The following is a 23,819-nucleotide window of genomic DNA, read 5'->3' as shown; positions in this document are numbered from 1 at the left end:
TCAAGTGCAGACTAAGCAAGTAGGTGCCATAGAGTGAGCACAAACCAGCCAATCAGGTAGCTAAGTAAGAGAAAAGTGCGTACCGAAATGGTGGGCGGATAAACCGATACCGGCTTTTCGGGCTTTGTCTGTTGAGAAGGTGATTTTTTCTCGTTGCCCACATTGGCAGGCACATCCAAAGTGGAAGGGGAAAACTGCTGTCCTGCCTGTTTGTTTTTTTTGTTGAGCTTGGTTTTGGGGTTTATCTGAACACGGGTGCTGTCTTGTGGAAAACTCAGCTCGTCCTGCATCAAGACCTCATTTCCTGTCAATATCAAAGATTGCCCCTCTGTGGTAACAGGGTGCATCAAAAACAACAGAAGCAGAAACCATATGTAGTATCTATATCGCCGCATGCATGTGTAAATGAGCTCAGTTCAGCTGAATCAAAATTAACTATTTCCTTTTGAAAATGAAAGATTTAGTAGCTATAACTTACAGCCTGTATGATTTGTTATCACTTGCTGCGCAAAAGTTAGCACTAAATATCTAAATAACGCAGAAGCAGCTCAAGACGGGAACGGTCAATTTGCTCCAGTTCAGTAGAGTGAAATGTAGCCACTACATGGTAATTAAAACGTTCGAGGGTGGCTACTATGCGGCTGACATCGGGCTTGTCTATTTTTATGGTTAGCAGCAATTGCTGAGGGTCTTTTTCATCTACTCCCACATTTACGCTGATGATTTTGGCATTGTTTTCTTCCACCAATCGGCTGATGTGAGAAAGTGAGTAGTCGCGTGCCGGCATTGACAACAAGATAATGGCACCCTTTTCTTGCATGGCATAGGAGCTCACAAACTGCTTGATGGCGTCTTGTACGCGTACAAGCCCTATGAGTTTTTCTTCTTCATCTATTACGGCTATCCACTGCAGGTCGTAATTGTTGGCTTGCCGCAACACATTATAGAAATGCTGGGAGCTATAGACCGAAGTATCTTGCGGCGGCAGCAAGGGCAAGCTTTCTATGCTGCTGCTGTCAGCTGCCTGCTCAATGATTTTTCGGGTGAGCATGCCCACATACTGCCCGTTGCTATCTACTACAGGTAATTGCTCCATTTTCAGCTCATCCATCAGCCGGAGAGCTGCCTGCGGGCTGTCCTGTAGCTTTGCATGTGGTGTGGCAATATGTAAAAGGCTTTCAACTATCATGTAATCTAAGTGCTGTTTCTTTAGTCTTTTGCAAAAACTGTTCTAAAATAGAATTAAACTTTTCGGGGCGCTCCATCATGGGTGCATGACAACACTTATCTATAAACTTTAACTCGGCATTGGGTAAAAGCCGTGCAAAATCATGCGCCACATGGGGAGGCGTGATAGTGTCATTCAAACCCCAAATCAAAAGGGTGGGCACCTTAATATTGGGCAAGTCTTTTGCCATATTATGACGTTGTGCCGACTTGGCAATGGCTACAATATTCATACACTTGGGAATGCTGCGGGTTACGTTGAACACCTCTTCCACCAGCTCGGGGGTGGCGGTGGCAGGGTCATAGAAAGTGTACTCTACCCGCTCTTTGATGTAATCGTAAGAGCCCCGTTTGGGATAAGAGCCACCCATGGTGTTTTCAAAAAGTCCGGAGCTGCCGGTGAGCACTAGGCGCTTGACTCGCTCAGGATAATGCAAAGTGTAGTTGAGTGCGATATGACCGCCCAAAGAATTGCCCAGCAGAGTTAAGTCATGCAAGTCGAAATCTTCGATAAAATCGGCAATGAACTTTGTTAGTGAGTCGATGCCTGCTTTGTGGGGTGAAAGCTCATAAATAGGCATCATAGGAATGACTACACGGTAGCGGTCAGAGAAAGCGTTCACGACGTCTTTCCAGTTGCTGAGCGCACCGAAAAGCCCGTGCAGCAACAACATCACTTCACCTTGTCCCTCGTCTATGTATGTGTACTTTCCTTGTTTCTTCACTTGTAATTCCATGGCTATGATTGGTTTCAAAGTTCTGTGCTATCCGCCTTAAAAATAGTAACTATCTCATAATATAAACACGAATTGGCAATAAATTTCCTGTTCAGTTAGTAAGCTTTTGTGATGCCTGTATGTTTTAACCAATTATTCAATAGTTTCAGACCCTCTTGTGTGAGGGCTGCCTCGGGGTGGAATTGCACACCGAAAACAGGCAGGCTTTGATGGCGGAAAGCCATCAGTTCCCGGTATTGGTCGGCAGTATAGGCAGTAGGCAAAAGTATTGGCGGCAGTGTTTGCACCACCCATGAGTGATAGCGCACTACGGAAAGTGGCTGTGGCAGATTTTCAAACAAATCCGATGCTTGGTGTGAAATAAGGCTCGTTTTGCCGTGCATGGGGCAATGAGCATGGGTAAGAGTTCCTCCAAAAAATTCAGCCAAGGCTTGGTGCCCTAAGCATATACCTAACAAGGGGTAGTGCTGGTAGAGCTGTGCAATGACTTCCATGAGATAGCCCGCCCGGCTGGGTACGCCCGGACCCGGCGACAACACTACTCCTTGGAAGGGGCGTGAGAGATACTCATAAGGCGGCACATCATTGCGCACCACATGGCAATTTACCCCCAAGCGAGCGAAATAATCTACCAAGTTGTATGTAAAGGAGTCGTAATTGTCAATAATAAGTATCACGCTGAACGTTTTCCTTATTTTCTTTCGACTCTTGGATAATCTCCTTCGACTCTTCGATGATGCCCTTTCCTTTACTAATCCATTCGGAGCTGTGTTCTACAACATAAGGCGCAAGAGGTGAAACTACGGAATAGAAAAGGCTTTCTTCCAAAGTATTGTCTTGAAAGGTTTTAAGGGTGCCGAAAAGCCACAGGAAGGCACTCACGAAAAGCGCATATTTTAGCCCTCCCAACACAGCCCCCAGTAAGTTGTCGAAACTTCCGAGCAGTGTATCGTTTATGGTGCTTTTCAGACGCTTGCCCATCTGCAGGATGCCATAAAGCATCAACCCAAAGGTGATGAAAAAAGCAAGATAGGGCATGGTGCTGTCCGATACATTTACGAAATTGGCAAGCACCTGAAGGGTAATATGAAAAAACTTGAACGACAACAGCAGGGCTACAAAGAATGCCAAAAAGTTGATGAGCGAAAGCAAAAAGCCCTTTTGGTATCCTTTGTGTGCGCCCCAGAGAATAGGCAGTACTATGAATAAATCCAGTAGGTTCATAGCGTTGGGTTCTTCATCAAGCAGAAAGCAAACGCTTTACAGTTTCGGCTATCAGGCGGTTGTCTTGCCCTGCCAGTTCTTGGGTTGCCACGCTCATAACCTTGCCCATCTCTTTGATGCTTTGAGCACCGGTGCGTGCAATGATGTCTTTTATTTTGACTTCAATCGCTTCTGCTGATAGTTGGGCAGGCAGGTAGCGTTTCAATACTTCTATGATGGCGGCTTCCTCTTGTGCCTGCTCTTCGCGCCCGTTTTGCTTAAACATCTCGTAAGTCTCTTGGTGCTGTTTGAGCGCTTTGTTGATGATGGCGATTTCTTCGGCTTCGCTCAGCTTTTCTTTGCCGCCTTCTTTGGTTTTTTCCAGTGTGATGAAAGACTTTAGCTCGCGAATGGCTTTCAAGGCAATGGCGTCTTTGGCTTTCATTGCCTCTTTGAGGTCTTGTTGTATTTTGCTTTCTAAGCTCATGGTTCGTGCCTGTTTGGGGTCAATTTATCAAAAAATTGGAAACGAAATTACTAAATTACACGCAAAAACTATATGGGGCATAAAAAGAAAGTTCAACCCATCCTGCAAGGGGTGTTGATTGAGAAAGCCGTAGCTGAGGGGAAGTGCATAGCACACCATGGTGAGCGGGTGGTTTTTGTAGAGGGGATGGTGGCACCCGGCGACAGAGCCGACGTGCGTATTGTCAAAAAGAAGTCGGCGTATTGGGTAGGGCAAGCGGTGAATATAGAACCGCTGTCGTCTTTGCGGCAGGAGCCTTTTTGTAAACACTTTGGTACCTGTGGAGGTTGCAAATGGCAACATATGCGCTATGAGGCACAGGTAGCATTGAAAACGCAACAAGTAAAAGACGCTTTCGAACGCATAGCCAAAGTGCCAGTGAAGCATTGGGAGCCCATAGTAACTGCCTCACAAACCACCTATTACCGAAATAAGTTGGATTTTGCTTTCAGTACCCGGCGCTGGCTAACTGCCCAAGAGGTGGCTTCAGAAGATGCGCTGGAGCGTCATGCCTTAGGCTTTCATGTGCCCAAGCGCTACGACAGAGTGGTGGACATTGAACACTGTTACCTTCAACCCGAACCTTCTAATGCCATCCGCTTGGCAGTCAAAGCTTTTGCATTGGATGCCGGCATTCCTTTTTACGACACCGTATTGCACGAGGGGGTGTTGCGCAGCCTCATCATTCGCACGGCAAACACCGGCGAAGTGATGGTCATTGTCGTATATGCTGGTGGAGAAGAAGGCAGGGCAGCCGCAAGTCAAGTAGCGGCTTTCGTGAAAGAGCGCTTCCCGCAGGTTGTATCTATTTATTTGATGCACAACCCAAAGCAGAATGACAACTACTACGACTTAGAGGCTGAACTATATGATGGCAAGGCTTACATCACGGAGCAGATGGAGCACCTGCGCTTCCGCATCGGACCCAAGTCTTTTTTTCAGACCAACTCAGCGCAAGCCCATCGCCTCTACAGCATAGTGCGGGCGTGGGCAGCACTTAGCGGCGACGAACTCGTTTATGACCTTTACACAGGCACCGGCTCTATTGCCAACTTCGTTGCGCAAAAAGCCAAGAAGGTAGTGGCTATAGAATATGTGAAAGAAGCCATAGAAGATGCTTGGCAAAATGCGCGTGACAACGGCATCGACAATGTATATTTCGAAGCCGGAGACATGAAGGATGTGTTGACCGACGATTTCATAAAAAAGCACGGTGCGCCGGATGTGATGATTACTGACCCGCCACGTGCTGGCATGCATCCCGACGTAGTGGCGTTGATTGCACGCGTGGCACCGCGTCGCATCGTGTATGTGAGCTGCAACCCGGCAACTCAAGCTCGTGACATCGCCCTGTTGGCGCCTTATTACGAGGTGGAGCGTGTACAGCCTGTGGACATGTTTCCCCATACACATCATGTAGAAAGCGTTGCCCTCTTGCATCGCAAGTAGAATTCTCGTATTTTGAAAAAACAGGCTTTGTTCTTACTACAACCTATTGGTACCTATGTTAGCCAAGACCTATGCTGCGGCAGTGTATGGGGTGCAAGCACTTACCATTACTATTGAAGTAAATGTTACGCAAGGCACCCACCTCTTTATGGTGGGCTTGCCCGACAGTGCTGTGAAAGAAAGCGCACAGCGGGTCGAGTCAGCTATCAAATACATGGGCTATCAGTTTCCAAGACAAAAAACCGTCATCAATTTGGCACCTGCTGACTTGCGCAAAGAAGGCGCCAATTATGACCTGCCCATAGCCATAGGTATTTTGGCAGCTTCGGGACAAATAGAAGCCCCTGAGCTGGAGCGCTACCTGATGATGGGCGAACTGGCATTGGATGGCGTGCTGCGCCCCGTGAAAGGAGTCTTACCTATTGCCATCATGGCAAGAAAGCAAGGGTTTAAAGGCTTTATTTTGCCCAAAGAAAATGCTTCGGAAGCGGCTATTGTCAACAACTTGGATGTGATTGGCGTGGAAACGCTCCAAGAAGCAGTAGATTTTTTGCAGGGCAAGAAGCACATAGAACCCATTACCAAAGACACGCGGGCGCTTTTTAATGCTTCTGCCAATCATTATCCGCTCGACTTTGCCGACGTGCAGGGGCAGGAAAATGTAAAGCGAGCTATGGAAGTAGCTGCTGCCGGAGGGCATAATATCATTATGATAGGACCGCCGGGGGCAGGCAAAACCATGCTTGCCAAATGCTTGCCTTCCATTTTGCCACCGCTTACATTAAAAGAAGCGCTCGAAACCACAAAAATACACTCGGTAGCGGGGCGCCTGGGCAAAGATGCATCCCTCATTACGACACGTCCCTTTCGCTCACCACATCATACCGTCAGCGATGTGGCTTTGGTAGGAGGCGGGGCAGTGCCTCAGCCCGGTGAAATATCTCTTGCCCACAACGGCGTTTTGTTTTTAGACGAACTGCCCGAGTTCAAGCGCTCTGTGTTAGAAGTCCTGCGCCAACCCCTCGAAGAACGCCGAGTAACCATTTCGCGTGCCAAAATGACCTTGGAGTTTCCTGCCAATTTTATGCTGGTGGCAAGCATGAATCCTTGCCCCTGTGGTTATTACAACCACCCGGAGAAAGAGTGTGTTTGTGCGCCGCAGTCGGTGCAACGCTATCTCAGCAAAATCAGCGGACCGTTACTCGACCGCATCGACCTGCACATCGAAGTGGTGCCCGTGTCTTTTACTGAGATGAGCTCACGTAAAAAACAGGAGTGCAGCGCCGAAATAAGGGAGCGAGTGGCACGGGCACGCGAAAGGCAAACCGCTCGTTTCGAAAACATGCCGGGCATCCACACCAATGCTATGATGCCTTCGCCTTTGGTAAAAGAGTTTTGCCGTATAGACAGAGCCGGAGAGACCCTGCTCAAAGCTGCCATGGAGCGCTTGGGACTTTCGGCGCGCGCTTATGACCGTATTTTGAAAGTAGCACGTACCGTTGCCGACCTTGCCGGCAGCGACGACATCAAAGTGGAACATCTTGCCGAAGCCATTCAATACCGCAGTTTAGACCGCAGCAATTGGGGCGCTACCGTCTGATAAGCCGCTTGTTTCCTATTCTGGAACTTTTTATCCTAAACGCTTTGTTTTAACTTGCTTAAAGTTTTGCCGCTCATAAATTTGTTTTACCCTCGAGCAGGGAGAAAGATGTTGAACTAAATCGTGGAGTTTATGGCAGAAAACTTGAAAAACCTATCACCTAACAATCAAAAGTTGGACATTGAGGAGGAAATCAAAATCCGCAGAGCTTTTGAAAACCGTAATTGGAGCGAAATAAAAAGTGCAGACTCTTGGGCTATATTCAAAATCATGTCGGAATTTGTACAGGGCTTTGAAAAGTTAGCCAAAATAGGACCCTGCGTCTCTATCTTTGGCTCGGCACGTACCAAGCCCGACAACCCCTATTACAAAATGGCAGAAGAAATAGCCGCCGAGCTGGTGCGTTGTGGATATGGTGTCATTACCGGTGGGGGTCCAGGCATTATGGAAGCTGGTAACAAAGGGGCTTTCGAGGCGGGAGGCAAGTCCGTAGGCTTGAATATTATACTGCCGTTTGAGCAGCAAGGAAACATTTATATCGACCCCGACAAGCTCATTACTTTCGACTACTTCTTTGTGCGCAAGGTAATGTTTGTAAAATACGCGCAAGGGTTTATTGTGCTGCCCGGTGGTTTTGGCACCTTAGATGAGCTGTTCGAAGCTTTGACCCTCATCCAAACCAAGAAGATAGGACGCTTCCCTATTGTATTGGTGGGTAGTAGCTACTGGCAAGGACTCATCGACTGGTTGCGTAACACCATGCTCGAAAAAGAGCGTAATATCAATCCGGAAGATTTGGAACTGTTCAAAGTGGTAGATACTGCCCAAGACGCTGTAAAAGTGATTAACGACTTTTACGCTAAGTATCTTTTGCAACCCAACTTCTAAGCATGAGAAACCTTCAGTTGCTGGTCTTACTCGGAGTCATTCTGCTGCTGGTCTTTTATTCTATTTATGAGCGGCTACAAGACCCCGTGCGGTCTGACTACGAGCAAGACTATGCCTATCAGTTGTATTTAGCCAACAGGGAAGTACCCCAACAAATCTATTTCTTGGATGAAGAGGTGCCACTACAAGACCCGCAGGTGCGGGAGCGCTTTGCTTATGAAATCTATGTTCTCACCAAATGGCGGAGCTATACCATCGAGCTTTTAGCAAAAGCCAAGTACTGGCTGCCCATCTTTGAGCAGATTCTGCGTTCTTACGGTCTGCCTACCGATTTCAAATACTTGGTGGTCATTGAAAGTGGCATGCGCAATGTGGTGTCGCCGGCGGGGGCTGCCGGTTTTTGGCAGCTTTTGCCCGAAACAGCCCGTATGATGGGCTTACGTGTAGACCATGAAGTAGATGAGCGTTACCATTCGTTGAAGGCTGCCCATGCAGCAGCTCGGTATCTGCGCCTTGCTTATCAAGAAATTGGAAATTGGACCTATGTAGCGGCTTCTTATAATGCCGGCATTGGTGCCATGCTTCATGCCGTAGTTACCCAACAAGCGCCTTCGTATTACCACATGCTACTCAACCCCGAAACCAACCGCTATGTGATGAAAGCGGCAGCTTTCAAAGAAGTGTATGAACACCCTTTGAAGTATGGCTTCGACTTGCCTGTACGCCCCTGGAAACCCAAACCCTACCGCTCAATTCAGCTGCGTACAAGTATTCCCTCTCTAAGGGAGTTTGCCAAAATGCAAGGCATTTCCATAGAGACCTTGCGTGCACTGAATCCTTGGCTGGTAGGCGAGTCGCTCACTTTGCCCGAAGGAGCGACCTATGAAATCCGGCTGCCGCTGCAAGCCAACGATGATACAAGCCTCGAAGCAGACGAAGAATTCCTTCCCTTGCCCCGTGACTCAGTCATCACCCCCACAGACAATCCCCGGGTGCAAGGCAAAGCTAAGCAAATAGCTGCCGAACAGGAATAACTTTATTTACCGGACTTTTAACTTTTGCACCCTTTTGCCCTGCTTGACGCCAGAGGGCTATTTAAAAAAATCTTTATCTTTGGGATTCATCAAAAACCGCACGCCTATCCATGAGGTATAGCGCATACCTGTTGATTTTAATAGCTCTTTTTCAGGCTTGTAAAGATATTGAGCAACCACAAGAAGATATTGTTATGGGAAAAGACATCCACTCTTTTTCAGAGCCAGAAAAGGCAGTTGTCAAACATCTGTCTTTGCGCCTGCAAGTAGATTTTGATGCCAAGCAGCTGAGTGGAACAGCTACTTGGGACATAGAGCGCACCCCAGACGCCCAAGCCCTTGTTTTGGACACCAAAGGATTGGCAATAGAAGCCGTCTTCCTGGACGACGATACCACCCCAGTATCTTTTTCTTTGGGAAAAGAAGACCCGGTGCTTGGGCAAGCTTTGTTTATTCCCTTGAAAAAAGAAACCCAAAAAGTGCGCATCGTGTATCATACCTCTGCAGGTGCTCCAGCACTTCAGTGGTTGGAAGCGCATCAAACTGCCGGTGGGCGACATCCTTTTTTGTTCAGCCAGTCGCAGTGTATCTTGGCACGCAGTTGGGTGCCCTGTCAAGACAGCCCCGGCGTGCGTTTTACCTATGATGCCGAAGTGAAAGTACCTCAGGGAATGATGGCGCTCATGAGTGCCGAAAATCCACAAGAAAAAAGCGCTGATGGCATCTATCGTTTCCGCATGCGTCAGCCCATCCCTTCCTATTTGCTGGCGATTGCAGCCGGCGACTTGGTGTTTAAACCTATCAGCAAACGGGCGGGCGTGTATGCAGAGCCTGAAACTATTGAAGCGGCTTTGCATGAATTTGAGGACTTAGAAGAAATGATACGGGCAGCAGAACGGCTTTATGGCGACTATGTGTGGGAGCGCTATGACTTGTTGGTGTTGCCCCCAAGCTTCCCCTTCGGTGGTATGGAAAACCCGCGCCTTACCTTTGCTACCCCCACAATTATTGCCGGCGACAAGTCATTGACCAGCTTGGTAGCGCATGAGCTGGCGCACTCGTGGTCTGGCAACTTGGTTACCAACCGCACATGGAATGACCTTTGGATAAATGAAGGCTTTACTGTTTACTTCGAACGTCGTATCATGGAATCCATGTATGGACGTGATTATGCCGAAATGCTTGCCGAGCTGGGTTATCAAGACCTGCAGCAGACCATTGCGCGTATGGGCGAAAACAATAAAGACACACGCCTGAAGTTGGACCTGCAGCGCCGCGACCCCGACGATGCCGTAACCGATATAGCCTACGAAAAGGGATATTTCTTTTTGCGCTTGGTAGAAGAAACCATCGGGCGCGATAAATTCGATATTTTCGTAAAAGACTATTTCCGGCAATTTGCTTTCCGGTCCATGGATACCGAGCATTTTGTAGAATACTTTCAAAAAGAGGTGCTGGACAAAAACCCCGGAGCTGCCAAAGCCATTCGCATGCAGGAGTGGATTTATGGCACCGGTTTGCCGGACAACTGCCCCAAGGTCAATGCCACACGATTCCGTAAAGTAGAACAAGCACTACAGGATTGGCTAAACGGAACGCCCGCCGACTCTTTGCCCGTGGCTTCGTGGAGCAGCCACGAGTGGTTGCATTTTGTGCGTCATTTACCCGCCAATTTATCTGTAAAGCAAATGAAAGCCTTGGACGATGCCTTTGATTTTACCCACTCGGGCAATGCCGAAATACAAGCCGAATGGTACACACAGGCGGCATTGCATGGCTATACGGAGGCATTTCCGGCTATAGAGGATTTTCTGATGAAGGTAGGGCGTCGCAAATTCTTGGTACCTATCTACAGAGCTTTGTTGCAAAGTGAAGAGGGAAAGCGTGCTGCCCTTGATATTTATGCGAAAGCCCGAAAAAACTATCACTATGTGGCAACCTCTACTTTAGATGAGATGCTGCATTGGAATGAAAAAGCGTACAAAGTGCATTGATTTTTTACGAAGTTTGTAAAAAAAAATTGCAGTTGGTTTGTATAAAATTGGAATTATTCGTAAAATTGGTAAGATGCTGCGCTACATATATGCCACTTTGTAGTGCAAAACATAAAAAAATGATTACATTTCGTTTATCTTCAAAATAGAAGGAACATGGCAGTTTTACCGAAAGCAGAAAAACCTAAAAACTTTATCTACGATAGAGCCAAGCATCACTTTCTGGGCAACTTCCCCAGCGTGCTGCCCATAGAGCAAGCCTATGTGCATATAGGGATGTATTTGGGATGGATTTGTGAAAACGACCTTTACAGTGATTTCTTTGAAGAAGAAGCCGCCTTGCAAATTCTTCGCTTCCGCAAGCGTCAAATCAGTTGCTCCATCCTCAGTGCCGTATGGGATGGTTATCTGGGCTCTGACCTTTTCAATGAAGAAGGAAACGAGTTCACACAATACTATTATTTGAGCGGTAAATACAAGAAAGACTACGAAAAAACATTGGCTGCCAACCTGCCATCTATTTACCACGTGGAAGACAACTGGGAAAACTACGAGAAGATGGCAAAGAAAATTACGCAACGCTATAAGGAGTGGAAGAAAAAACGAGCAGGCGAACAGCCCGAATCCCAAAGCCACGACGAGGAAGAATAGTCCCATATTGGGCTTACTTCTTCCTTGTTGCTTGCTTTCTTGCTTTTTGTAAAGCCGATATCAGCTGAATAGATAAGTTGGCAAATACCAGTTTGTTGTTCACATTACGCTCAAGATAATAGAGGCTTTGCGTGAGCTCTTTCAAAAGCCCTTCTATTGCTTCTTGCGATAAAACCGAGGCAAGTCCTTGTACAAACTCCAAGTGAGCAGCACGAAACTTATTTAGTCTTCCTCCTGTATGCTGCCACATGATACACTCCCGCAAAGCAGTTATGCCGTATTCCAGCACCTTTCTTTGCGTTACCTTACTTTCATTTGACAGACTTTCTACAACCGGAGCGATGGCGTGCCAATCTGCTTTCCAGCAATGACGCAGCCAGTCACGAAACAACAAATGGCTGTCTTCATTGCCACTCTGCATCAGAGCTTCCAATGCCAACATATTGCCTTCTGAAAGCACTGCCCACTCGTTGGCTTGCTTGGAAGGGATACCTTTCGCTCGTATAAGCCATTCTTCTATGCTTTCTGCTGTATAGGGAGGCACTTGTATGCTTTGCACCCGTGAGCGAATCGTAAGTAGCACGGCGTCCGGATTTTCACTCACCAACAAGAAAAAAGTATGCGCTGGCGGTTCTTCTATGAGTTTAAGCAAAGCATTGGCGGCGGCGGCGTTCATGTACTCGGGCAACCACATCAACACCACTTTATAGCCACCTTCAAAAGCGCTCAGGCTAAGTTTTTGGGTGAGCTGTCGGCTCTCCTCTACACTGATGTTGGCTTGTTTGTTGTCGATGCCGGCGACCTCAAGCCAGCGGTCTAAGTCAAAAAAAGGCGTTTCTGCATTCAAGCGCCGCCAGTCTTCAAGAAAAGCAGCAGAGGTGTTTTTGCTACTTCCTTGATTGCCTACCGGGAAAACAAAGTGCACATCCGGATGACTAAATAAAGACATCTTGCGGCAATTGCTACAGCGCCCGCAGCTGTCTTGTGCTTCTACTTTTTGAGCGCTTTGACACAATAGAAAGGTGCTAAAAGCCAAAGCCGTTGACCATTGCCCGCCTCCTGTTTTGCCAATGAACATGAGTGCATGGGGTACCTGCCTTCGGGCAACCTGCTGCACGAGTTTTTCCTGCAATACGGGTAAGGAAGGAAGTTGAGAAAACTGCATGGGCTTCTGTTTTATTGTTTAAAAGTCAAGGCATCTGGCATACCTTGGCACAGGGTGAGTGCCGGGGGCGTTGCGCTTCTGGAATCGATGCCCACTCTTGACATGCGCCGGTCGTATCACCATGCAACAGCCGGATGCCTGCGCGCAGGGCATGGGCTTCATATAGTTGTGGGTGGTAATATAGCGCCATGTTGTAATCGTTGATGGCACCTGAATAGTCTTTGAGCGCTTCTTTGGCTTTGCCCCGCCACAAATAGGCATCTGCCAGTGTGGCATCCAGCAAAAGAGCTTCGTTGAATTCCGTAATAGCCTTTTTGAAAAAGCCCTTGTGGTAAAAGTACTGTCCTCTGCCCAGCCGGTCGGTAGCTGTGGGTGGAGTGTTATACCATACGTCTGCCTTTTGCTCAAAAGGGGCAGTAGAGCTACCTTTCCCCTCGTTTTGTGCATAGCATGCTGCCATGCATAGGAAGAAAGCTGTAAATTGCATAAATTTGTGCATAAGTTTTTTAGATTAGCCGCTTTCAAATGCCATCTTGAACAAAATTACACAAAAGAAAAAGATGATACTCTATAACGTAACCGTCAGCGTAGATAAAGAAGTGCACGACGACTGGCTCGATTGGATGCGTCGGGTGCACATCCCCGAGGTGCTTGCTACTGGTCTGTTTGTAGAGCACAAGATGCTGCGCCTGATGCATGAACCCGAAAATGATGGTTTTACCTATGCCATACAATATTTCTTGAAAAGCATGGAAGACTTCCAGACCTATCAAGAAAAACATGCGCCACGCTTACAGGCAGAGCATCAGGCACGCTATGGCGAGCATTGCCATGCTTTTCGTACTCTCTTGGAAGTAATAGAGTAAGTTGTAAACCAAACCATAGATAATCATGGCAGGGCATAGTAAATGGGCTAATATCAAACACAGAAAAGGCGCACAAGACGCTAAACGTGGCAAGTTATTCACTAAACTGATTCGTGAAATTATGATTGCCGCTCGCTTGGGTGGTGGTGACCCCGCATCGAACCCTCGCTTGCGTATTGCCATCCAGAACGCCAAAGGGGCAAACATGCCTAAGGATAAGATTGAAAAGGCAATAGCCAAAGCAACCGGTGCAGGAGGTGAAGATTATACTGAAGTAACCTACGAAGGCTATGTAAACGGGGTAGCGCTTTATATAGAGTGTACTACCGACAATACCAACCGTACTGTAGCCAATGTGCGGGCGGTCCTTAGCAAAGGAGGGGGCAACCTCACCACCAACGGCTCGTTGGACTTTATATTTGACAGAAAAGGAGTCTTTACCATTTCATTGGAAGACTACAAACTCGACGAAGAAGCATTCACTTTGGAAATGGCAGATGCCGGTGCCGACGAAGTGGAATTTGACCATGAAAACGGCTTCGTGACGGTGTATTGCCCCATGGAAGAGTTCGGAAGCATACAGAAGAAGCTTGAAGAAATGAACATTGAAGCCAAGGAGGCAGGCTTACAACGCATTCCAAAAACTTATGTAAAGTTGGACAATGAGACTTTCCAGAAAACAATGAAGGTGATTGAGGCACTCGAAGACGACGACGACGTGCAAAAAGTATATCACAATATAGAAATCACCGATGAGCAAATGGAAATGGCGTAGAATGTCCCGGTATGCAGCAAAAAAGGCGAGGCTTAAAGTAAAGCTCGCCTTTTTTGTAACTGTGTTGAGTACTGTGAAGGAACAAGCAATAAAAAAATCCGCCTTTTGGGCGGATGGGTGATCCCGCTGGGACTCGAACCCAGGACCCCCTCCTTAAAAGGGAGGTGCTCTACCTGCTGAGCTACGAGATCGTGTTTTTTATCGTTGAATAACGACGCAAAGGTAGGAGGTTTTTTAATACCGTGCAAGCGTATGGCAAAAAAAATTTTAATTTTATTTTTCTTGTTTTGGGTCTTATCTGTCCAAGTAATTGTAGCTCAAAAAGTTACAGAAGAAGACGGATGGCTAAAAAAAGTGATGTTGGCAGAGCAACAAGGCGACTATGCTCGGGCAGCAGCCATGCTTTGCCAACACTACTACACCCATTTTGACAGCTTCAGCCACCAAAGGCTACAATCTTTAGTCAGTCATTACGATTTACAAGGGTATGAGCTCCTACTGAAAAAGTGGCAGCCGGTGCTGGCTCGTTTTTTTATGCTGTTTGCTGTGATTTATTGTGTGCTTTTCTTGTGGGCGTTTGGCTTGTTGCTGAAACGTAAAAAAAGCCGTTATTTATTTTTGTGCTGGGGGCTTATTGGCACCGCTGCTTGGTTTTTTTATTCTCTTCCGCCTTTGCGATTGGTTATAACGAGGTCTGTCCCGGTACTCACCTATCAGGCACCCTCAGCAGCTGCCCGCCTTGTGGCTACCTTGCCGGGGGGAAGCTGCCTGACAGTACTTGGTGAGCAGCCACTTTGGTGGAAAGTACGCACTCCGCAAGGTGAAGTCGCTTATGTGCAAAAGTCTTTGGCTTATTTGGTGGAAGTAGAAACAGCGCAAGCCCCTTAGCCTCTTCTTTTATTGCTGCTCTTTTTCTTTAGTTTCTGGTTTTTGGTTTTGCTTGGCGTGCGAGGTGTCTTGCGTTTTTTCTCATGGAATGCCCCTTGAAAAGAACTATCTTCTTTTCTACGCTGCTTGTCTATTTCTCTTGCCATCTCTTGATGCTCCTCAAAGGGCGTTTCGACAACCTCCACAGCATCGGGCAGCGGCAAGCGTGGTATCTTCATTTTAATAAGCTTCTCTATTTGCTTGATGTGATACTCTTCGGCGGGGTTCGCAAAGGTAATGGCAGTACCGTGCTGAAATGCCCGCCCGGTGCGCCCGATGCGGTGCACATATTCTTCATAGAGCACCGGCACCTCAAAATTGATGACATGGGTAACCTCCGATACATCAATGCCGCGTGCAGCTACATCGGTGGCAATCAATAATCTTATTTCCCCCTTCCGGAAGGCTTCCAATGCATTGGCGCGTGTATTCTGGTCTTTGTTGGCATGAATGACCCGCACGCTGTCTTTTCCCAGCTTACGTTGCAGGTATTTATACACCGCAGTGGCGATGCGTCGGCGGCGTGCAAATACCAATACCTTTTTGAAGGACTCCTGCTCTAAAAGATGCATGAGCAGATTGATTTTGGTTTTTATGTTGGGCACCTCATATAGGTATTGCTCTACCGTGTCGGCGGGGGTGGCTTGAGGTGTAATTTCTACCTTCACAGGATACTCTATAAACTCCTCGCACAGGCGTTCCACCTTTTCTGAAAAGGTAGCCGAAAACAGCAGATTTTGCCTTTTGCGGGGCAGTACCTCCAGAATGCGCCGTATTTGGGGCATAAAACCCAAGTCCAGCATGCGGTCTGCCTCATCTATGATGAAGGTCTTGACGTGCTTGAGCTGCAAGCCGCCGGCAAGATACACATCCATCAGTCGTCCCGGTGTGGCTACAACAATATCTACACCTTCAGACAGCTGTTCTATTTGCTTCTTGATACCCTTACCCCCGAAAATAGGTAGGCAGCGAAGGTCTGTATAGCGTGCTAGTTGCATGATGGCATCGCTTACCTGCTGGGTAAGCTCATGGGTAGGCACTAGCACTAAGGCACGAGGGTGTATCCCCTGCGCATATTTCAGTTTCATGAGCATAGGCAAGGCATAAGCAGCGGTCTTACCGGTTCCCGTTTGGGCTATGCCTATGATGTCGTGCCCGGCAAGTGCCGGTGGAATGGCTTTTTCTTGAATGGGGGTGGGGTGTTGATAGCCGGCTTCTTCAATGGCATTTAGAAATTGGCGCGTTAGCTTGAGCTCTTCGAAAGTCATCGTCCCTGCAATTATTTTTTTGAGAAACACAAAGATAAAGAAGCTAAATGTACTGAAAGCATTTGCCCTCTTCTTTGGTGTAAAATGATAAATGTCATGCTGATTATGATAAAAGTCATTGGTCATCAAAGTTAAGAAGGACAATATTGTCTATAAACAAAACTACAAACCCATGAAAATGCTTCTCATCAAGCTTGCTGCAGCAATGACCTTTGGCGCACTGCTGTTTGCTTGTGGCGGACAAAAATCTGACAGTGCCCAAAACACACAGCCACCTCAGAGTATGCTGGCAGATGAAGAGCAAGGGGAGCCAGCAGCCCCCATGAGTCTCAAAGGAGTAGGACCTGTTCAGCATGTTGAACTGGCAGGCATAGACCCCGCCATGGTGGAGGAGGGCAAACGGCTGTTTGGGGCTAAGTGTTCGGCTTGCCACAAAATAGGCGAGGAGTACATCGGACCCGACCTGAAAGGTATCACTACAAGACGCTCGCCAGAATGGATTATGAACATGATGCTCAATCCCGAGAATATGGTGAAAGAAGACCCCATAGCCAAAGAGTTGGTGCTGAAGTTCAATGGTACTCTTATGGTAAACCAAGGACTTACAAAAGAAGAAGCCCGAAAAATACTTGAGTATTTCCGCACACAGGAATAAACCCAACTTTGCCGGGCTTCGCTTAAATCACTATCTTCCTTGCAGAAACAGATGCAGGAAGACATATGCAGAATATTCGACGCTTGGCACATACCATCGAAGCAGATGGTTACAAGCCAATAACGCTTGATTTACACTATCCGGCGGGAAAAAAGTCTCTGCCTGTCCTTATTTTTATTCATGGATTCAAGGGCTTCAAAGACTGGGGGCACTGGCATCTCATGGCAGACGCTTGGGCGGCTTCTGGCAGAGCAGTCGTGCGCATGAATCTCTCTTATAATGGTACTACCCCCGAACACCCCACTGAATTGCTTGACCTTGAGGCATTCGGGCACGAGACTTTTGCCCATGATGTGGAAGACGTGAACCGAGTAGTTGCCTTTTTGAAAACTTCGACCTGGGCGAAGCAAGAAGGCATCATTGACCCCGAGCGCTTGGCGTTGATAGGGCATAGCAGAGGGGGGGCGGTAGCTATTTTAGCAGGGGCTGCTTTACGCGATGCCGTCAAAGCTTTGATTACTCTGGCATCAATAGACAACACCGGCTTTTTGTGGACGGAAGAACGCCGGCAGCAAATCCTTGAACAGGGAGCTGTTTACATTCTCAATGCGCGTACCGGGCAGAATCTGCCTATTTACAGGGCAGTATATGACGACTGGTGGGCAAAAAAAGACAGCGATTACAACTTGGAAGACAAAGCTAAATCGCTAAAAGTGCCGGTACTGGTGATTCATGGCACTGCCGACGAGTCGGTGCCGGTAGAAGCTGCCCGGCGGCTCACTTCTTGGCTTCCGAAAGCTACCTTGTATCTGGTGGAAGGGGCTGGGCATACTTTCGGTGGAAAGCATCCGTATGAAGTCCAAGAATTGCCCCCTCATACAAAAGAAGTAATCCATGCGACTGTTGATTTCTTAAATAAACACTTGTGAGCAACTTTGTATCCTTAAGCTGAGGCAAGGGCGTTCTTTAATGCATGGCTGATGTTGTGTGGACTGCGCACTTTATGAGTTGAAAAGAAACAGATGAAGCATTTTGGCGGCAGCTTCCCCTTTCAATTGAAAGCAGGCGAAGCGCAGCAAGTCGAGCAGTTCTGCAACCGGCTGCAACGCCTTTTGCTGGCATGCTCTTGAGTTGCTGATGAGTTACTTATATTCTCAGCTTGACCGATGTCCTTAGCTCGAATGGCATCTGATTCGTGTATATGCGGGGTTAGAAGAAACAGATGATTTGGATAGCTAACTTGCGGCAGGTATCAGATGCCTTACAACTCAAAGAGCATGCCTTGATTTACTTGTTTTTTTGTGTTAACTTGCCTTAAACGTATGACCTATATACGGGATTCTTATGTTAAATGCAGAAACTTTTTTAGCGCTCCTTGCAGGGCAAGCACTTACCGAAGAGCAGTATGAAGAAGTAGAGACTCTGATAGAAAAAGTGCCTTATGCTGGCTTGTTGCACTTGTTGGCTGCCCGTTATCAATGCAAACAGCATTCGCACTTAGCACCTCAAAAAATACGGCGGGCTGCTTTACATATGTATAGCCGGAAACAGCTGGCAAATGCCTTGGGGATGCCTTTATTTCAGGAGAATGATTTCCGTTTGTCGGGAGCTTCCGATTCTCTGAAAGATGAATTATTGAAGGCGCGCAGTGTGCTGGACGATATTCAAAAGGAAGTGAGTGCTTTTGATGAGAAACTGGCTAATGCCTCTGAAGAAGAACTGGACCATGAGCTGGAGAAAATTACTACCTCTTACACCCAACCACCCAAAGATTATTTTTCTTCTTTGGAAACTGAAGAAGACAGCTTCAATATAGACACTCCTCCGGCAGAAGAAAGCAGCAAGTCGGCGACCGTAGAAACATCGACAGACTTTACACAAGAATCTTCTGCCTTTCCACAGCAAGATGAACTGAGTGAGTCATATGCCCTCGCTCTGTATTCAGAAGGAAAAATACGTGAAGCTGTTAAGGTATATGAAGCACTAAAAAAGAAGTATCCCGAGAGAGTGGCTTACTATCAAAGTCAAATAGACATTCTGATGGAAGACTTGGGCGATTCATTTGCCGTAGCCGAAGAAACCCCAACATCTGAGAAAAACAAAAACATAATAGAAGAAAACAAAGAAGAAAACAAAGAAGAAGAAACCACATCGCCTCCCGAATTTAAACTCAAATCCTTAGTCGATACCTTACAAGAGGCACCCAAAACCTTTTACACAGAATTGGATGCCATACGATTGCGTGATGAAGGAAAAGACGACGAGGCTATTAAAATTTATGAACGCCTGATTTTGCAACATCCCGAAAAAAAGACGTATTTTGAAAAGCAAATTCAAATCATAAAAGGATTGTAATTAAAACTATAAGATTATGTTGTATGTAGTGATGGGGCTTATCATATTGATAGCCATTTTGCTGGTGTTAGTTATTTTGGTACAAGAACCCAAAGGGGGCTTGTCTCGTCAGTTTGGAGGTAGTGGTGTAGCACAAGCATCCACCAGCGTGCGCACTACCACCGATATGCTCGAGCGTATTACTTGGGGGCTTGCTGCTGCTATGCTGGTGCTCATCCTCGGGCTCAGCAAAATGACTGGCAACACTGCGCCCGAGTCGCCTGCTCTTGAGGACATTGAAGCGGCACCCGTAGAGCAACCCGTGGCACCACAAGAATAATCCATACCCATCATATCTACTTGAAAGCTTAGAAGCCTGCAACCTTCTAAGCTTTTTTATTTTGTCGGAAAAGAAAAAGCACTTGAGGCTTGGGCTTATTTTTTAGCTTAAAAATACCAATGGGTAGAAACCTGCCATTGCATGTACTGCTGAGTACGCTCCACAGTTGGTGAAAAATATTGCTGCGATACATAAGGTTGGTAAAGGCTCGCATAGCGTGCAAAAACGCCTGATATACTCAACTGAAATCCTTGCAAACGATAACCTATACCACCGGTAAAAGCCATGGCATCATAGTAAGCCGCTTCTTTTCGCAGAGGTGATGGGGTGTAGCACACACCCGTACGTACATACCAGCTGCCTATACGTGCTTCAGCGCCTACCCTTGCCTGAATGCTGTTGCGGAAATTTTCTCGAATAGCCCGCCGCTCTCCGCTTTCGTCAAAATTGTTGTCGCTGCCACTTACTGCCATTTGGCGGTAGGGTATCCACTCCACATCTGCCGTGATGAAGCCATATTTTTTGATTTGCCAAAAAAGACTTCCACTTGCTCTCCATGGACTTCTGTAGCGGAAATCATATTCATAGGGGATTATAGACGCCGACACTTTGCTGAACCCAACCGACTCGCTTTCAATAGACGCCGTACTGGTCTCGTAGAGCGAAAAGCCCGTGGGGGTTTGTATGGCTGCTCCAATACGCAGTGGTTCTATTGGGCGCACAATAATGCCCATGCCCAAGTAGAGCCCGCCACCCGTAGCCGTGTATCGTTGCCGCAGGGTAAAGGCTTGTAGCTCGCCGTCTGCTGCCGTACGACTCAGACGTTCCTTATAGGTGTTTTCTCGTTCATAATTGATGACCTCTATGCCCACAGTGGCACCCCAGTATATTTTTTCTTGAATTTGTCCGCCGGCTGTAATGTTGAATACAGAACGGCTACCGCTTTCTTTTATGCGCTCCTCCTGTAAAATAGGGGCTACCAGTTGGTTATTTACGTCACGAAATTCAGTGTAATACTGAGTACTGTCATCGGCGTAGGGGTTAATAACGAAAGTAGCGTATGCTAAGGAAGCCAGGTCATAGATTTTATTATTGGCAGCTTCCGACTCAAATACTTTGGCGTGGATGCCGGCAGCCTCTTCCGTCCAAACGTCCGCTAAGCTACTGTAAGGGTTGCTTGCTTGGTAGTAGCTGTCCTGTCGGAAGTCATGAGTGCGCACATAAGAAATACCGAATTGAATTGTCTGCCCTGCACTGCTCTGTGGTGCTGCGAAAATGGCGCTGGCATGTGATAGCCCTATCTTGTCTCTATTGGCTGTTTCGTCTGTATCTAAATAACTGCTTTGTATGAGACTATTGCCATAGTCCAAGCCCACGGCTACCTCCGCTCGGCGAAACAAACCTATGCCTGCAGGATTCACTGCTAAGGAGGCTGCATCGCTCCCCATGGCGCCTTGTGCTCCGCCTAAGGCAAGGGTGCGGGCACTGCCGGTAGGCATGGGGCGGTAGGTGTAGCGAAAAGCATCGTTGTAATAAACTTGTGCCCGGCTACCAAAAAAAGAAAGACACGCAAAGAATGAAAACAAAAAGATTTGCTTTTTCATATTACGACAGAAAACTATCTCAATGATTGATTGAATAGCTTAGCGTGGACGGCTGCGCCCACCACCGCTTCTTGAAGGTGAATAGCTGGGGTTATACGAAGGCACACTCGGGGTGGGATTGCTTCTGTACCTAGGGTTCATTTGGTCTTGTTGGATATTGTTGTTTCTGTAACGTGGTGTATAAGTCGGCTTTTCTTGGGGGGTAGTAGTATAGCGTGTACGCCCTTGCCTGCTTTGGTTTTGCTGTACCGGCGGCGTGTTGATTGTGCTTCTTGGCGTTTGTTGTTGAAAAGTAGTACCACGTGGCGTTAAATGCTGGCGGGGGGCATAGTAAGTACGTGAACGCTCGTAGTTGGGAGTAATCACATAAATCCGATTTCCATACCAGCAATTCCAGCAGTTTCTGTACCAGCCCCAGTAGCTCCATGGGCTATATCGCCAGCTGTTGCCCCATACAAGCGGCATGCCCCAGCTGCCGCCCCAACCCCAAGCCGGACCATAATAAAAACTGTTCCATCCGCCGTAAGGCGAATACCAAGGGTTTCCCATAAAAGGCGCCCCCCAAGTATTCATTTGCCAATATGCATCTTGAAATCCATCTTGGTAGCCTTGGCGGTAAGCACTGAATTCATCACGGTAGGGGTTGTTTTCGGGTGCCAAGCGGCTTTCGGAAGGTTGATAATATCCCGGTCTGCTTGCCGCGTCGCTGTTGGGCTGGTAGTCCGGGTTAATAATGCCACTGCTTGGCTTTGTTTCCTCAATATATACTTTGGATAAGTTTTGATTACGAGAAGCAGAAATGGCAGGCTCTGCATCCGCAGTGGGCAGGTAATAGATATCGTCCACTTCGTGGCTCACCGGCTGGTATAGCTCGGAGCTACACCCGCTAAGCCACAACAGAGCAAGCAATGCTATCATTAAAAGCAAAGGACGTTTCATAAGCCTATCTCTTTTCTTATACAACTGAATTTAAACAAAAAGCATTTCATTCCATAGCATTCTTTTTATCTTTGTTGCAAAAATCAAGCCATGCAAGCCCTAAGGCTTGCTTCTGCCAAGGCATACATCCATAAATGAAATACTATGAGTAAAGGACTTCCCAAGCGTTCAGAAGATTACGCTGCCTGGTATCAAGAATTGGTCAAACAAGCCGATTTGGCTGAGCATGCACCGGTCAAAGGGTGTATGATTATCAAGCCCTACGGTTTTGCCATCTGGGAGAAGATGCAGCGCACCTTAGACGATATGTTCAAGGAAACAGGGCACGTAAATGCCTATTTCCCTCTTTTTATACCTAAATCGTATTTGAGCAAAGAGGCAGCACACGTCGAAGGCTTTGCCAAAGAGTGTGCGGTGGTGACCCACTACCGATTGAAAAACAGCCCCGACGGCAAAGGGGTAATCGTGGACCCTGAGGCTCACCTTGAAGAAGAGCTGATTGTGCGTCCTACTTCCGAAACCATCATTTGGAGCGCCTACCGCAACTGGATTCAATCTTACCGTGACCTGCCGCTGCTTATCAACCAGTGGGCAAATGTAGTACGCTGGGAGATGCGTACGCGTCTGTTCTTACGTACTGCCGAGTTTTTGTGGCAAGAGGGACACACCGCCCATGCTACCAAAGAGGAGGCAATAGAAGAAACTCGCAAGATGCTTGATGTATATGCCCGCTTTGCCGAAGAGTACATGGCTATGCCTGTAATCAAAGGTGTGAAAAGCGAAAATGAACGCTTTGCCGGTGCGGTAGATACCTACTGTATCGAGGCGCTCATGCAAGACGGCAAGGCACTGCAAGCTGGAACTTCCCACTTCTTGGGGCAGAACTTTGCCAAAGCTTTTGATGTGAAATTTGCCAATAAAGATGGAGAACTGGATTATGTGTGGGGTACCTCTTGGGGGGTAAGTACCCGCCTGATGGGCGCTTTGATTATGACACATTCCGATGACAAAGGATTGGTGTTGCCGCCGCGTTTGGCTCCCATACAGGTAGTCATTGTACCTATTTATCGTGGAGAGGAGGAGCTCGAAGCAATCAAAGTCTATGTGCAAAAAATCATAGACGAGCTCAAGCGTGTGGGCATCAAAGTACATTTTGACGCGCGCGACACCCATCGCCCGGGCTTCAAATTTGCCGAATGGGAGCTAAAGGGCGTGCCCGTGCGCTTGGCAATAGGTATGCGTGACATAGAAAGCAACCAAGTAGAAGTGGCACGTCGCGATACAGGTGAAAAACATACTGCATCGGTCGATACACTCACTGGGCACATCTTAAACCTGCTCGATGATATACAAAAATCCCTATTCAACCGTGCATTGGCATTCCGCGAAGCCAACACTCATAAAGCTGATTCATACGAGGAGTTTAAAGAGATATTGGAAACCAAAGGAGGATTTGTTCTTGCCCATTGGGATGGCACCACCGAAACCGAATTGCGTATAAAAGAAGAGACCAAGGCTACCATCCGTTGTATCCCCTTGCAAGCCGAGGAAGAAGCAGGGAAATGTATCCTAACCGGCAAGCCATCGAAACGTAGAGTTTTATTTGCCAAAGCCTATTAACACCCATATAAAACCAT

The 23,819-nt window shown here is 47.3% G+C and carries 25 protein-coding genes and 1 tRNA gene; 14 read left to right on the top strand and 12 right to left on the bottom strand.

Annotated elements, in window-relative coordinates; translation table 11 throughout:
* Positions 1-11: 11 nt before the first annotated feature.
* From FHS56_RS08885 to FHS56_RS08860, 6 genes are all read right to left on the bottom strand, one after another.
* Positions 12-395, bottom strand: a complete 384-nt coding sequence (locus FHS56_RS08885) for a hypothetical protein (protein WP_166919847.1) — start codon at positions 393-395, stop codon at positions 12-14.
* 125 nt (positions 396-520) lie between these two features.
* On the bottom strand, positions 521-1,189 hold the full coding sequence (locus FHS56_RS08880; RefSeq protein WP_166919845.1) for a CBS domain-containing protein: 669 nt from the start codon (positions 1,187-1,189) through the stop codon (positions 521-523).
* On the bottom strand, positions 1,179-1,964 hold the full coding sequence (locus FHS56_RS08875; RefSeq protein ID WP_166919843.1) for an alpha/beta fold hydrolase: 786 nt from the start codon (positions 1,962-1,964) through the stop codon (positions 1,179-1,181). The genes FHS56_RS08880 and FHS56_RS08875 overlap by 11 nt, the downstream gene beginning before the upstream one ends.
* A gap of 95 nt (positions 1,965-2,059) precedes the next feature.
* Positions 2,060-2,641 carry an anthranilate synthase component II gene (locus tag FHS56_RS08870; RefSeq protein WP_166919841.1) on the bottom strand — a complete coding sequence of 194 codons (582 nt, stop codon included), beginning with the start codon at positions 2,639-2,641 and terminating at the stop codon, positions 2,060-2,062.
* Positions 2,625-3,188 (bottom strand): CvpA family protein, encoded by a 564-nt coding sequence (locus FHS56_RS08865; RefSeq protein ID WP_166919839.1) that lies wholly within the window; start codon positions 3,186-3,188, stop codon positions 2,625-2,627. The genes FHS56_RS08870 and FHS56_RS08865 overlap by 17 nt, the downstream gene beginning before the upstream one ends.
* Positions 3,189-3,204: 16 nt before the next feature.
* The gene (locus FHS56_RS08860) at positions 3,205-3,654 is read right to left on the bottom strand and encodes a GatB/YqeY domain-containing protein (RefSeq protein WP_166919837.1); all 450 of its coding nucleotides are present in this window, start codon (positions 3,652-3,654) and stop codon (positions 3,205-3,207) included.
* Between the two features lie 72 nt (positions 3,655-3,726).
* On the opposite strand from FHS56_RS08860, the gene rlmD reads away from it, so the two are divergent.
* The 6 genes from rlmD to FHS56_RS08830 all read left to right on the top strand — a co-directional run bounded on the left by rlmD (position 3,727) and on the right by FHS56_RS08830 (position 11,309).
* Complete coding sequence (gene rlmD, locus FHS56_RS08855) at positions 3,727-5,142, top strand: 23S rRNA (uracil(1939)-C(5))-methyltransferase RlmD (protein ID WP_166919835.1); 1,416 nt, start codon at positions 3,727-3,729, stop codon at positions 5,140-5,142.
* Positions 5,143-5,197: 55 nt separating this feature from the next.
* Entirely contained in the window at positions 5,198-6,742 is a 1,545-nt protein-coding gene (locus FHS56_RS08850) for a YifB family Mg chelatase-like AAA ATPase (RefSeq protein WP_166919833.1), read from the top strand.
* 132 nt (positions 6,743-6,874) lie between these two features.
* A complete protein-coding gene (locus tag FHS56_RS08845; RefSeq protein WP_166919831.1) occupies positions 6,875-7,630 on the top strand; it encodes an LOG family protein in 756 nt (251 codons plus the stop codon).
* Between the two features lie 2 nt (positions 7,631-7,632).
* Positions 7,633-8,664: a lytic transglycosylase domain-containing protein gene (locus tag FHS56_RS08840; protein WP_166919829.1), complete on the top strand. Its 1,032-nt coding sequence runs from the start codon at positions 7,633-7,635 to the stop codon at positions 8,662-8,664.
* Positions 8,665-8,774: 110 nt separating this feature from the next.
* Positions 8,775-10,658: a M1 family metallopeptidase gene (locus FHS56_RS08835; protein ID WP_166919827.1), complete on the top strand. Its 1,884-nt coding sequence runs from the start codon at positions 8,775-8,777 to the stop codon at positions 10,656-10,658.
* Positions 10,659-10,814: 156 nt separating this feature from the next.
* Entirely contained in the window at positions 10,815-11,309 is a 495-nt protein-coding gene (locus tag FHS56_RS08830; protein WP_166919825.1) for a DUF7832 domain-containing protein, read from the top strand.
* 13 nt (positions 11,310-11,322) lie between these two features.
* Here the strand turns inward: FHS56_RS08830 and FHS56_RS08825 are convergent, their stop codons facing one another.
* Together FHS56_RS08825 and FHS56_RS08820 are read right to left on the bottom strand one after the other, a co-directional pair.
* On the bottom strand, positions 11,323-12,474 hold the full coding sequence (locus FHS56_RS08825) for a DNA polymerase III subunit (protein ID WP_166919823.1): 1,152 nt from the start codon (positions 12,472-12,474) through the stop codon (positions 11,323-11,325).
* 25 nt (positions 12,475-12,499) lie between these two features.
* Positions 12,500-12,961: a tetratricopeptide repeat protein gene (locus FHS56_RS08820; RefSeq protein WP_166919821.1), complete on the bottom strand. Its 462-nt coding sequence runs from the start codon at positions 12,959-12,961 to the stop codon at positions 12,500-12,502.
* A gap of 73 nt (positions 12,962-13,034) precedes the next feature.
* Between FHS56_RS08820 and FHS56_RS08815 the strand changes: the two genes are divergently transcribed.
* Complete coding sequence (locus tag FHS56_RS08815) at positions 13,035-13,340, top strand: DUF4286 family protein (RefSeq protein ID WP_166919819.1); 306 nt, start codon at positions 13,035-13,037, stop codon at positions 13,338-13,340.
* 25 nt (positions 13,341-13,365) lie between these two features.
* Positions 13,366-14,115, top strand: coding sequence for a YebC/PmpR family DNA-binding transcriptional regulator (locus FHS56_RS08810; RefSeq protein ID WP_166919817.1), 750 nt, complete (start codon positions 13,366-13,368; stop codon positions 14,113-14,115).
* 118 nt (positions 14,116-14,233) lie between these two features.
* Here the strand turns inward: FHS56_RS08810 and FHS56_RS08805 are convergent.
* A tRNA-Lys gene (locus tag FHS56_RS08805) sits at positions 14,234-14,306 on the bottom strand.
* Positions 14,307-14,367: 61 nt separating this feature from the next.
* On the opposite strand from FHS56_RS08805, the gene FHS56_RS08800 reads away from it, so the two are divergent.
* Entirely contained in the window at positions 14,368-15,003 is a 636-nt protein-coding gene (locus FHS56_RS08800; protein WP_166919815.1) for an SH3 domain-containing protein, read from the top strand.
* Here the strand turns inward: FHS56_RS08800 and FHS56_RS08795 are convergent.
* Positions 15,000-16,310 carry a DEAD/DEAH box helicase gene (locus tag FHS56_RS08795; RefSeq protein WP_166919813.1) on the bottom strand — a complete coding sequence of 437 codons (1,311 nt, stop codon included), beginning with the start codon at positions 16,308-16,310 and terminating at the stop codon, positions 15,000-15,002. The genes FHS56_RS08800 and FHS56_RS08795 overlap by 4 nt on opposite strands.
* Before the next feature lie 172 nt (positions 16,311-16,482).
* Between FHS56_RS08795 and FHS56_RS08790 the strand changes: the two genes are divergently transcribed.
* The 4 genes from FHS56_RS08790 to secG all read left to right on the top strand — a co-directional run bounded on the left by FHS56_RS08790 (position 16,483) and on the right by secG (position 19,639).
* Positions 16,483-16,965 (top strand): c-type cytochrome, encoded by a 483-nt coding sequence (locus tag FHS56_RS08790; RefSeq protein ID WP_208409659.1) that lies wholly within the window; start codon positions 16,483-16,485, stop codon positions 16,963-16,965.
* 65 nt (positions 16,966-17,030) lie between these two features.
* Positions 17,031-17,894: an alpha/beta hydrolase family protein gene (locus FHS56_RS08785; protein WP_166919811.1), complete on the top strand. Its 864-nt coding sequence runs from the start codon at positions 17,031-17,033 to the stop codon at positions 17,892-17,894.
* A 415-nt stretch (positions 17,895-18,309) separates the two neighbouring features.
* Positions 18,310-19,320, top strand: coding sequence for a tetratricopeptide repeat protein (locus tag FHS56_RS08780; protein ID WP_166919808.1), 1,011 nt, complete (start codon positions 18,310-18,312; stop codon positions 19,318-19,320).
* A 16-nt stretch (positions 19,321-19,336) separates the two neighbouring features.
* On the top strand, positions 19,337-19,639 hold the full coding sequence (gene secG / locus FHS56_RS08775; protein WP_166919806.1) for a preprotein translocase subunit SecG: 303 nt from the start codon (positions 19,337-19,339) through the stop codon (positions 19,637-19,639).
* A gap of 107 nt (positions 19,640-19,746) precedes the next feature.
* Here the strand turns inward: secG and FHS56_RS08770 are convergent, their stop codons facing one another.
* Together FHS56_RS08770 and FHS56_RS08765 are read right to left on the bottom strand one after the other, a co-directional pair.
* Entirely contained in the window at positions 19,747-21,243 is a 1,497-nt protein-coding gene (locus tag FHS56_RS08770) for a hypothetical protein (protein ID WP_208409658.1), read from the bottom strand.
* A 39-nt stretch (positions 21,244-21,282) separates the two neighbouring features.
* Positions 21,283-22,182, bottom strand: a complete 900-nt coding sequence (locus FHS56_RS08765) for a hypothetical protein (RefSeq protein WP_166919802.1) — start codon at positions 22,180-22,182, stop codon at positions 21,283-21,285.
* Between the two features lie 144 nt (positions 22,183-22,326).
* On the opposite strand from FHS56_RS08765, the gene proS reads away from it, so the two are divergent.
* Entirely contained in the window at positions 22,327-23,802 is a 1,476-nt protein-coding gene (proS, locus tag FHS56_RS08760) for a proline--tRNA ligase (RefSeq protein WP_166919799.1), read from the top strand.
* Positions 23,803-23,819 lie beyond the last annotated feature (17 nt).

Origin of the sequence: Thermonema lapsum (assembly GCF_011761635.1) — a bacterium.
GTDB lineage: Bacteria > Bacteroidota > Bacteroidia > Cytophagales > Thermonemataceae > Thermonema > Thermonema lapsum.
This window is presented reverse-complemented; position numbering and strand designations above follow the sequence as displayed.

What these genes read in the sequence shown, in the direction of transcription:
- FHS56_RS08820 (WP_166919821.1), bottom strand. Translation starts at nt 12,961, where the DNA reads ATGCAATTTACAGCTTTCTTCCTATGCATGGCAGCATGCTATGCACAA.
- FHS56_RS08825 (WP_166919823.1), bottom strand. Translation starts at nt 12,474, where the DNA reads ATGCAGTTTTCTCAACTTCCTTCCTTACCCGTATTGCAGGAAAAACTC.
- FHS56_RS08885 (WP_166919847.1), bottom strand. Translation starts at nt 395, where the DNA reads ATGCGGCGATATAGATACTACATATGGTTTCTGCTTCTGTTGTTTTTG.
- FHS56_RS08780 (WP_166919808.1), top strand. Translation starts at nt 18,310, where the DNA reads ATGTTAAATGCAGAAACTTTTTTAGCGCTCCTTGCAGGGCAAGCACTT.
- FHS56_RS08815 (WP_166919819.1), top strand. Translation starts at nt 13,035, where the DNA reads ATGATACTCTATAACGTAACCGTCAGCGTAGATAAAGAAGTGCACGAC.
- FHS56_RS08770 (WP_208409658.1), bottom strand. Translation starts at nt 21,243, where the DNA reads ATGAAAAAGCAAATCTTTTTGTTTTCATTCTTTGCGTGTCTTTCTTTT.
- FHS56_RS08835 (WP_166919827.1), top strand. Translation starts at nt 8,775, where the DNA reads ATGAGGTATAGCGCATACCTGTTGATTTTAATAGCTCTTTTTCAGGCT.
- FHS56_RS08840 (WP_166919829.1), top strand. Translation starts at nt 7,633, where the DNA reads ATGAGAAACCTTCAGTTGCTGGTCTTACTCGGAGTCATTCTGCTGCTG.
- FHS56_RS08845 (WP_166919831.1), top strand. Translation starts at nt 6,875, where the DNA reads ATGGCAGAAAACTTGAAAAACCTATCACCTAACAATCAAAAGTTGGAC.
- FHS56_RS08865 (WP_166919839.1), bottom strand. Translation starts at nt 3,188, where the DNA reads ATGAACCTACTGGATTTATTCATAGTACTGCCTATTCTCTGGGGCGCA.
- FHS56_RS08875 (WP_166919843.1), bottom strand. Translation starts at nt 1,964, where the DNA reads ATGGAATTACAAGTGAAGAAACAAGGAAAGTACACATACATAGACGAG.
- secG (WP_166919806.1), top strand. Translation starts at nt 19,337, where the DNA reads ATGTTGTATGTAGTGATGGGGCTTATCATATTGATAGCCATTTTGCTG.
- FHS56_RS08860 (WP_166919837.1), bottom strand. Translation starts at nt 3,654, where the DNA reads ATGAGCTTAGAAAGCAAAATACAACAAGACCTCAAAGAGGCAATGAAA.
- FHS56_RS08765 (WP_166919802.1), bottom strand. Translation starts at nt 22,182, where the DNA reads ATGAAACGTCCTTTGCTTTTAATGATAGCATTGCTTGCTCTGTTGTGG.
- FHS56_RS08785 (WP_166919811.1), top strand. Translation starts at nt 17,031, where the DNA reads ATGCAGAATATTCGACGCTTGGCACATACCATCGAAGCAGATGGTTAC.
- FHS56_RS08810 (WP_166919817.1), top strand. Translation starts at nt 13,366, where the DNA reads ATGGCAGGGCATAGTAAATGGGCTAATATCAAACACAGAAAAGGCGCA.
- FHS56_RS08790 (WP_208409659.1), top strand. Translation starts at nt 16,483, where the DNA reads ATGAAAATGCTTCTCATCAAGCTTGCTGCAGCAATGACCTTTGGCGCA.
- proS (WP_166919799.1), top strand. Translation starts at nt 22,327, where the DNA reads ATGAGTAAAGGACTTCCCAAGCGTTCAGAAGATTACGCTGCCTGGTAT.
- FHS56_RS08830 (WP_166919825.1), top strand. Translation starts at nt 10,815, where the DNA reads ATGGCAGTTTTACCGAAAGCAGAAAAACCTAAAAACTTTATCTACGAT.
- FHS56_RS08795 (WP_166919813.1), bottom strand. Translation starts at nt 16,310, where the DNA reads ATGACTTTCGAAGAGCTCAAGCTAACGCGCCAATTTCTAAATGCCATT.
- rlmD (WP_166919835.1), top strand. Translation starts at nt 3,727, where the DNA reads ATGGGGCATAAAAAGAAAGTTCAACCCATCCTGCAAGGGGTGTTGATT.
- FHS56_RS08850 (WP_166919833.1), top strand. Translation starts at nt 5,198, where the DNA reads ATGTTAGCCAAGACCTATGCTGCGGCAGTGTATGGGGTGCAAGCACTT.
- FHS56_RS08880 (WP_166919845.1), bottom strand. Translation starts at nt 1,189, where the DNA reads ATGATAGTTGAAAGCCTTTTACATATTGCCACACCACATGCAAAGCTA.
- FHS56_RS08800 (WP_166919815.1), top strand. Translation starts at nt 14,368, where the DNA reads ATGGCAAAAAAAATTTTAATTTTATTTTTCTTGTTTTGGGTCTTATCT.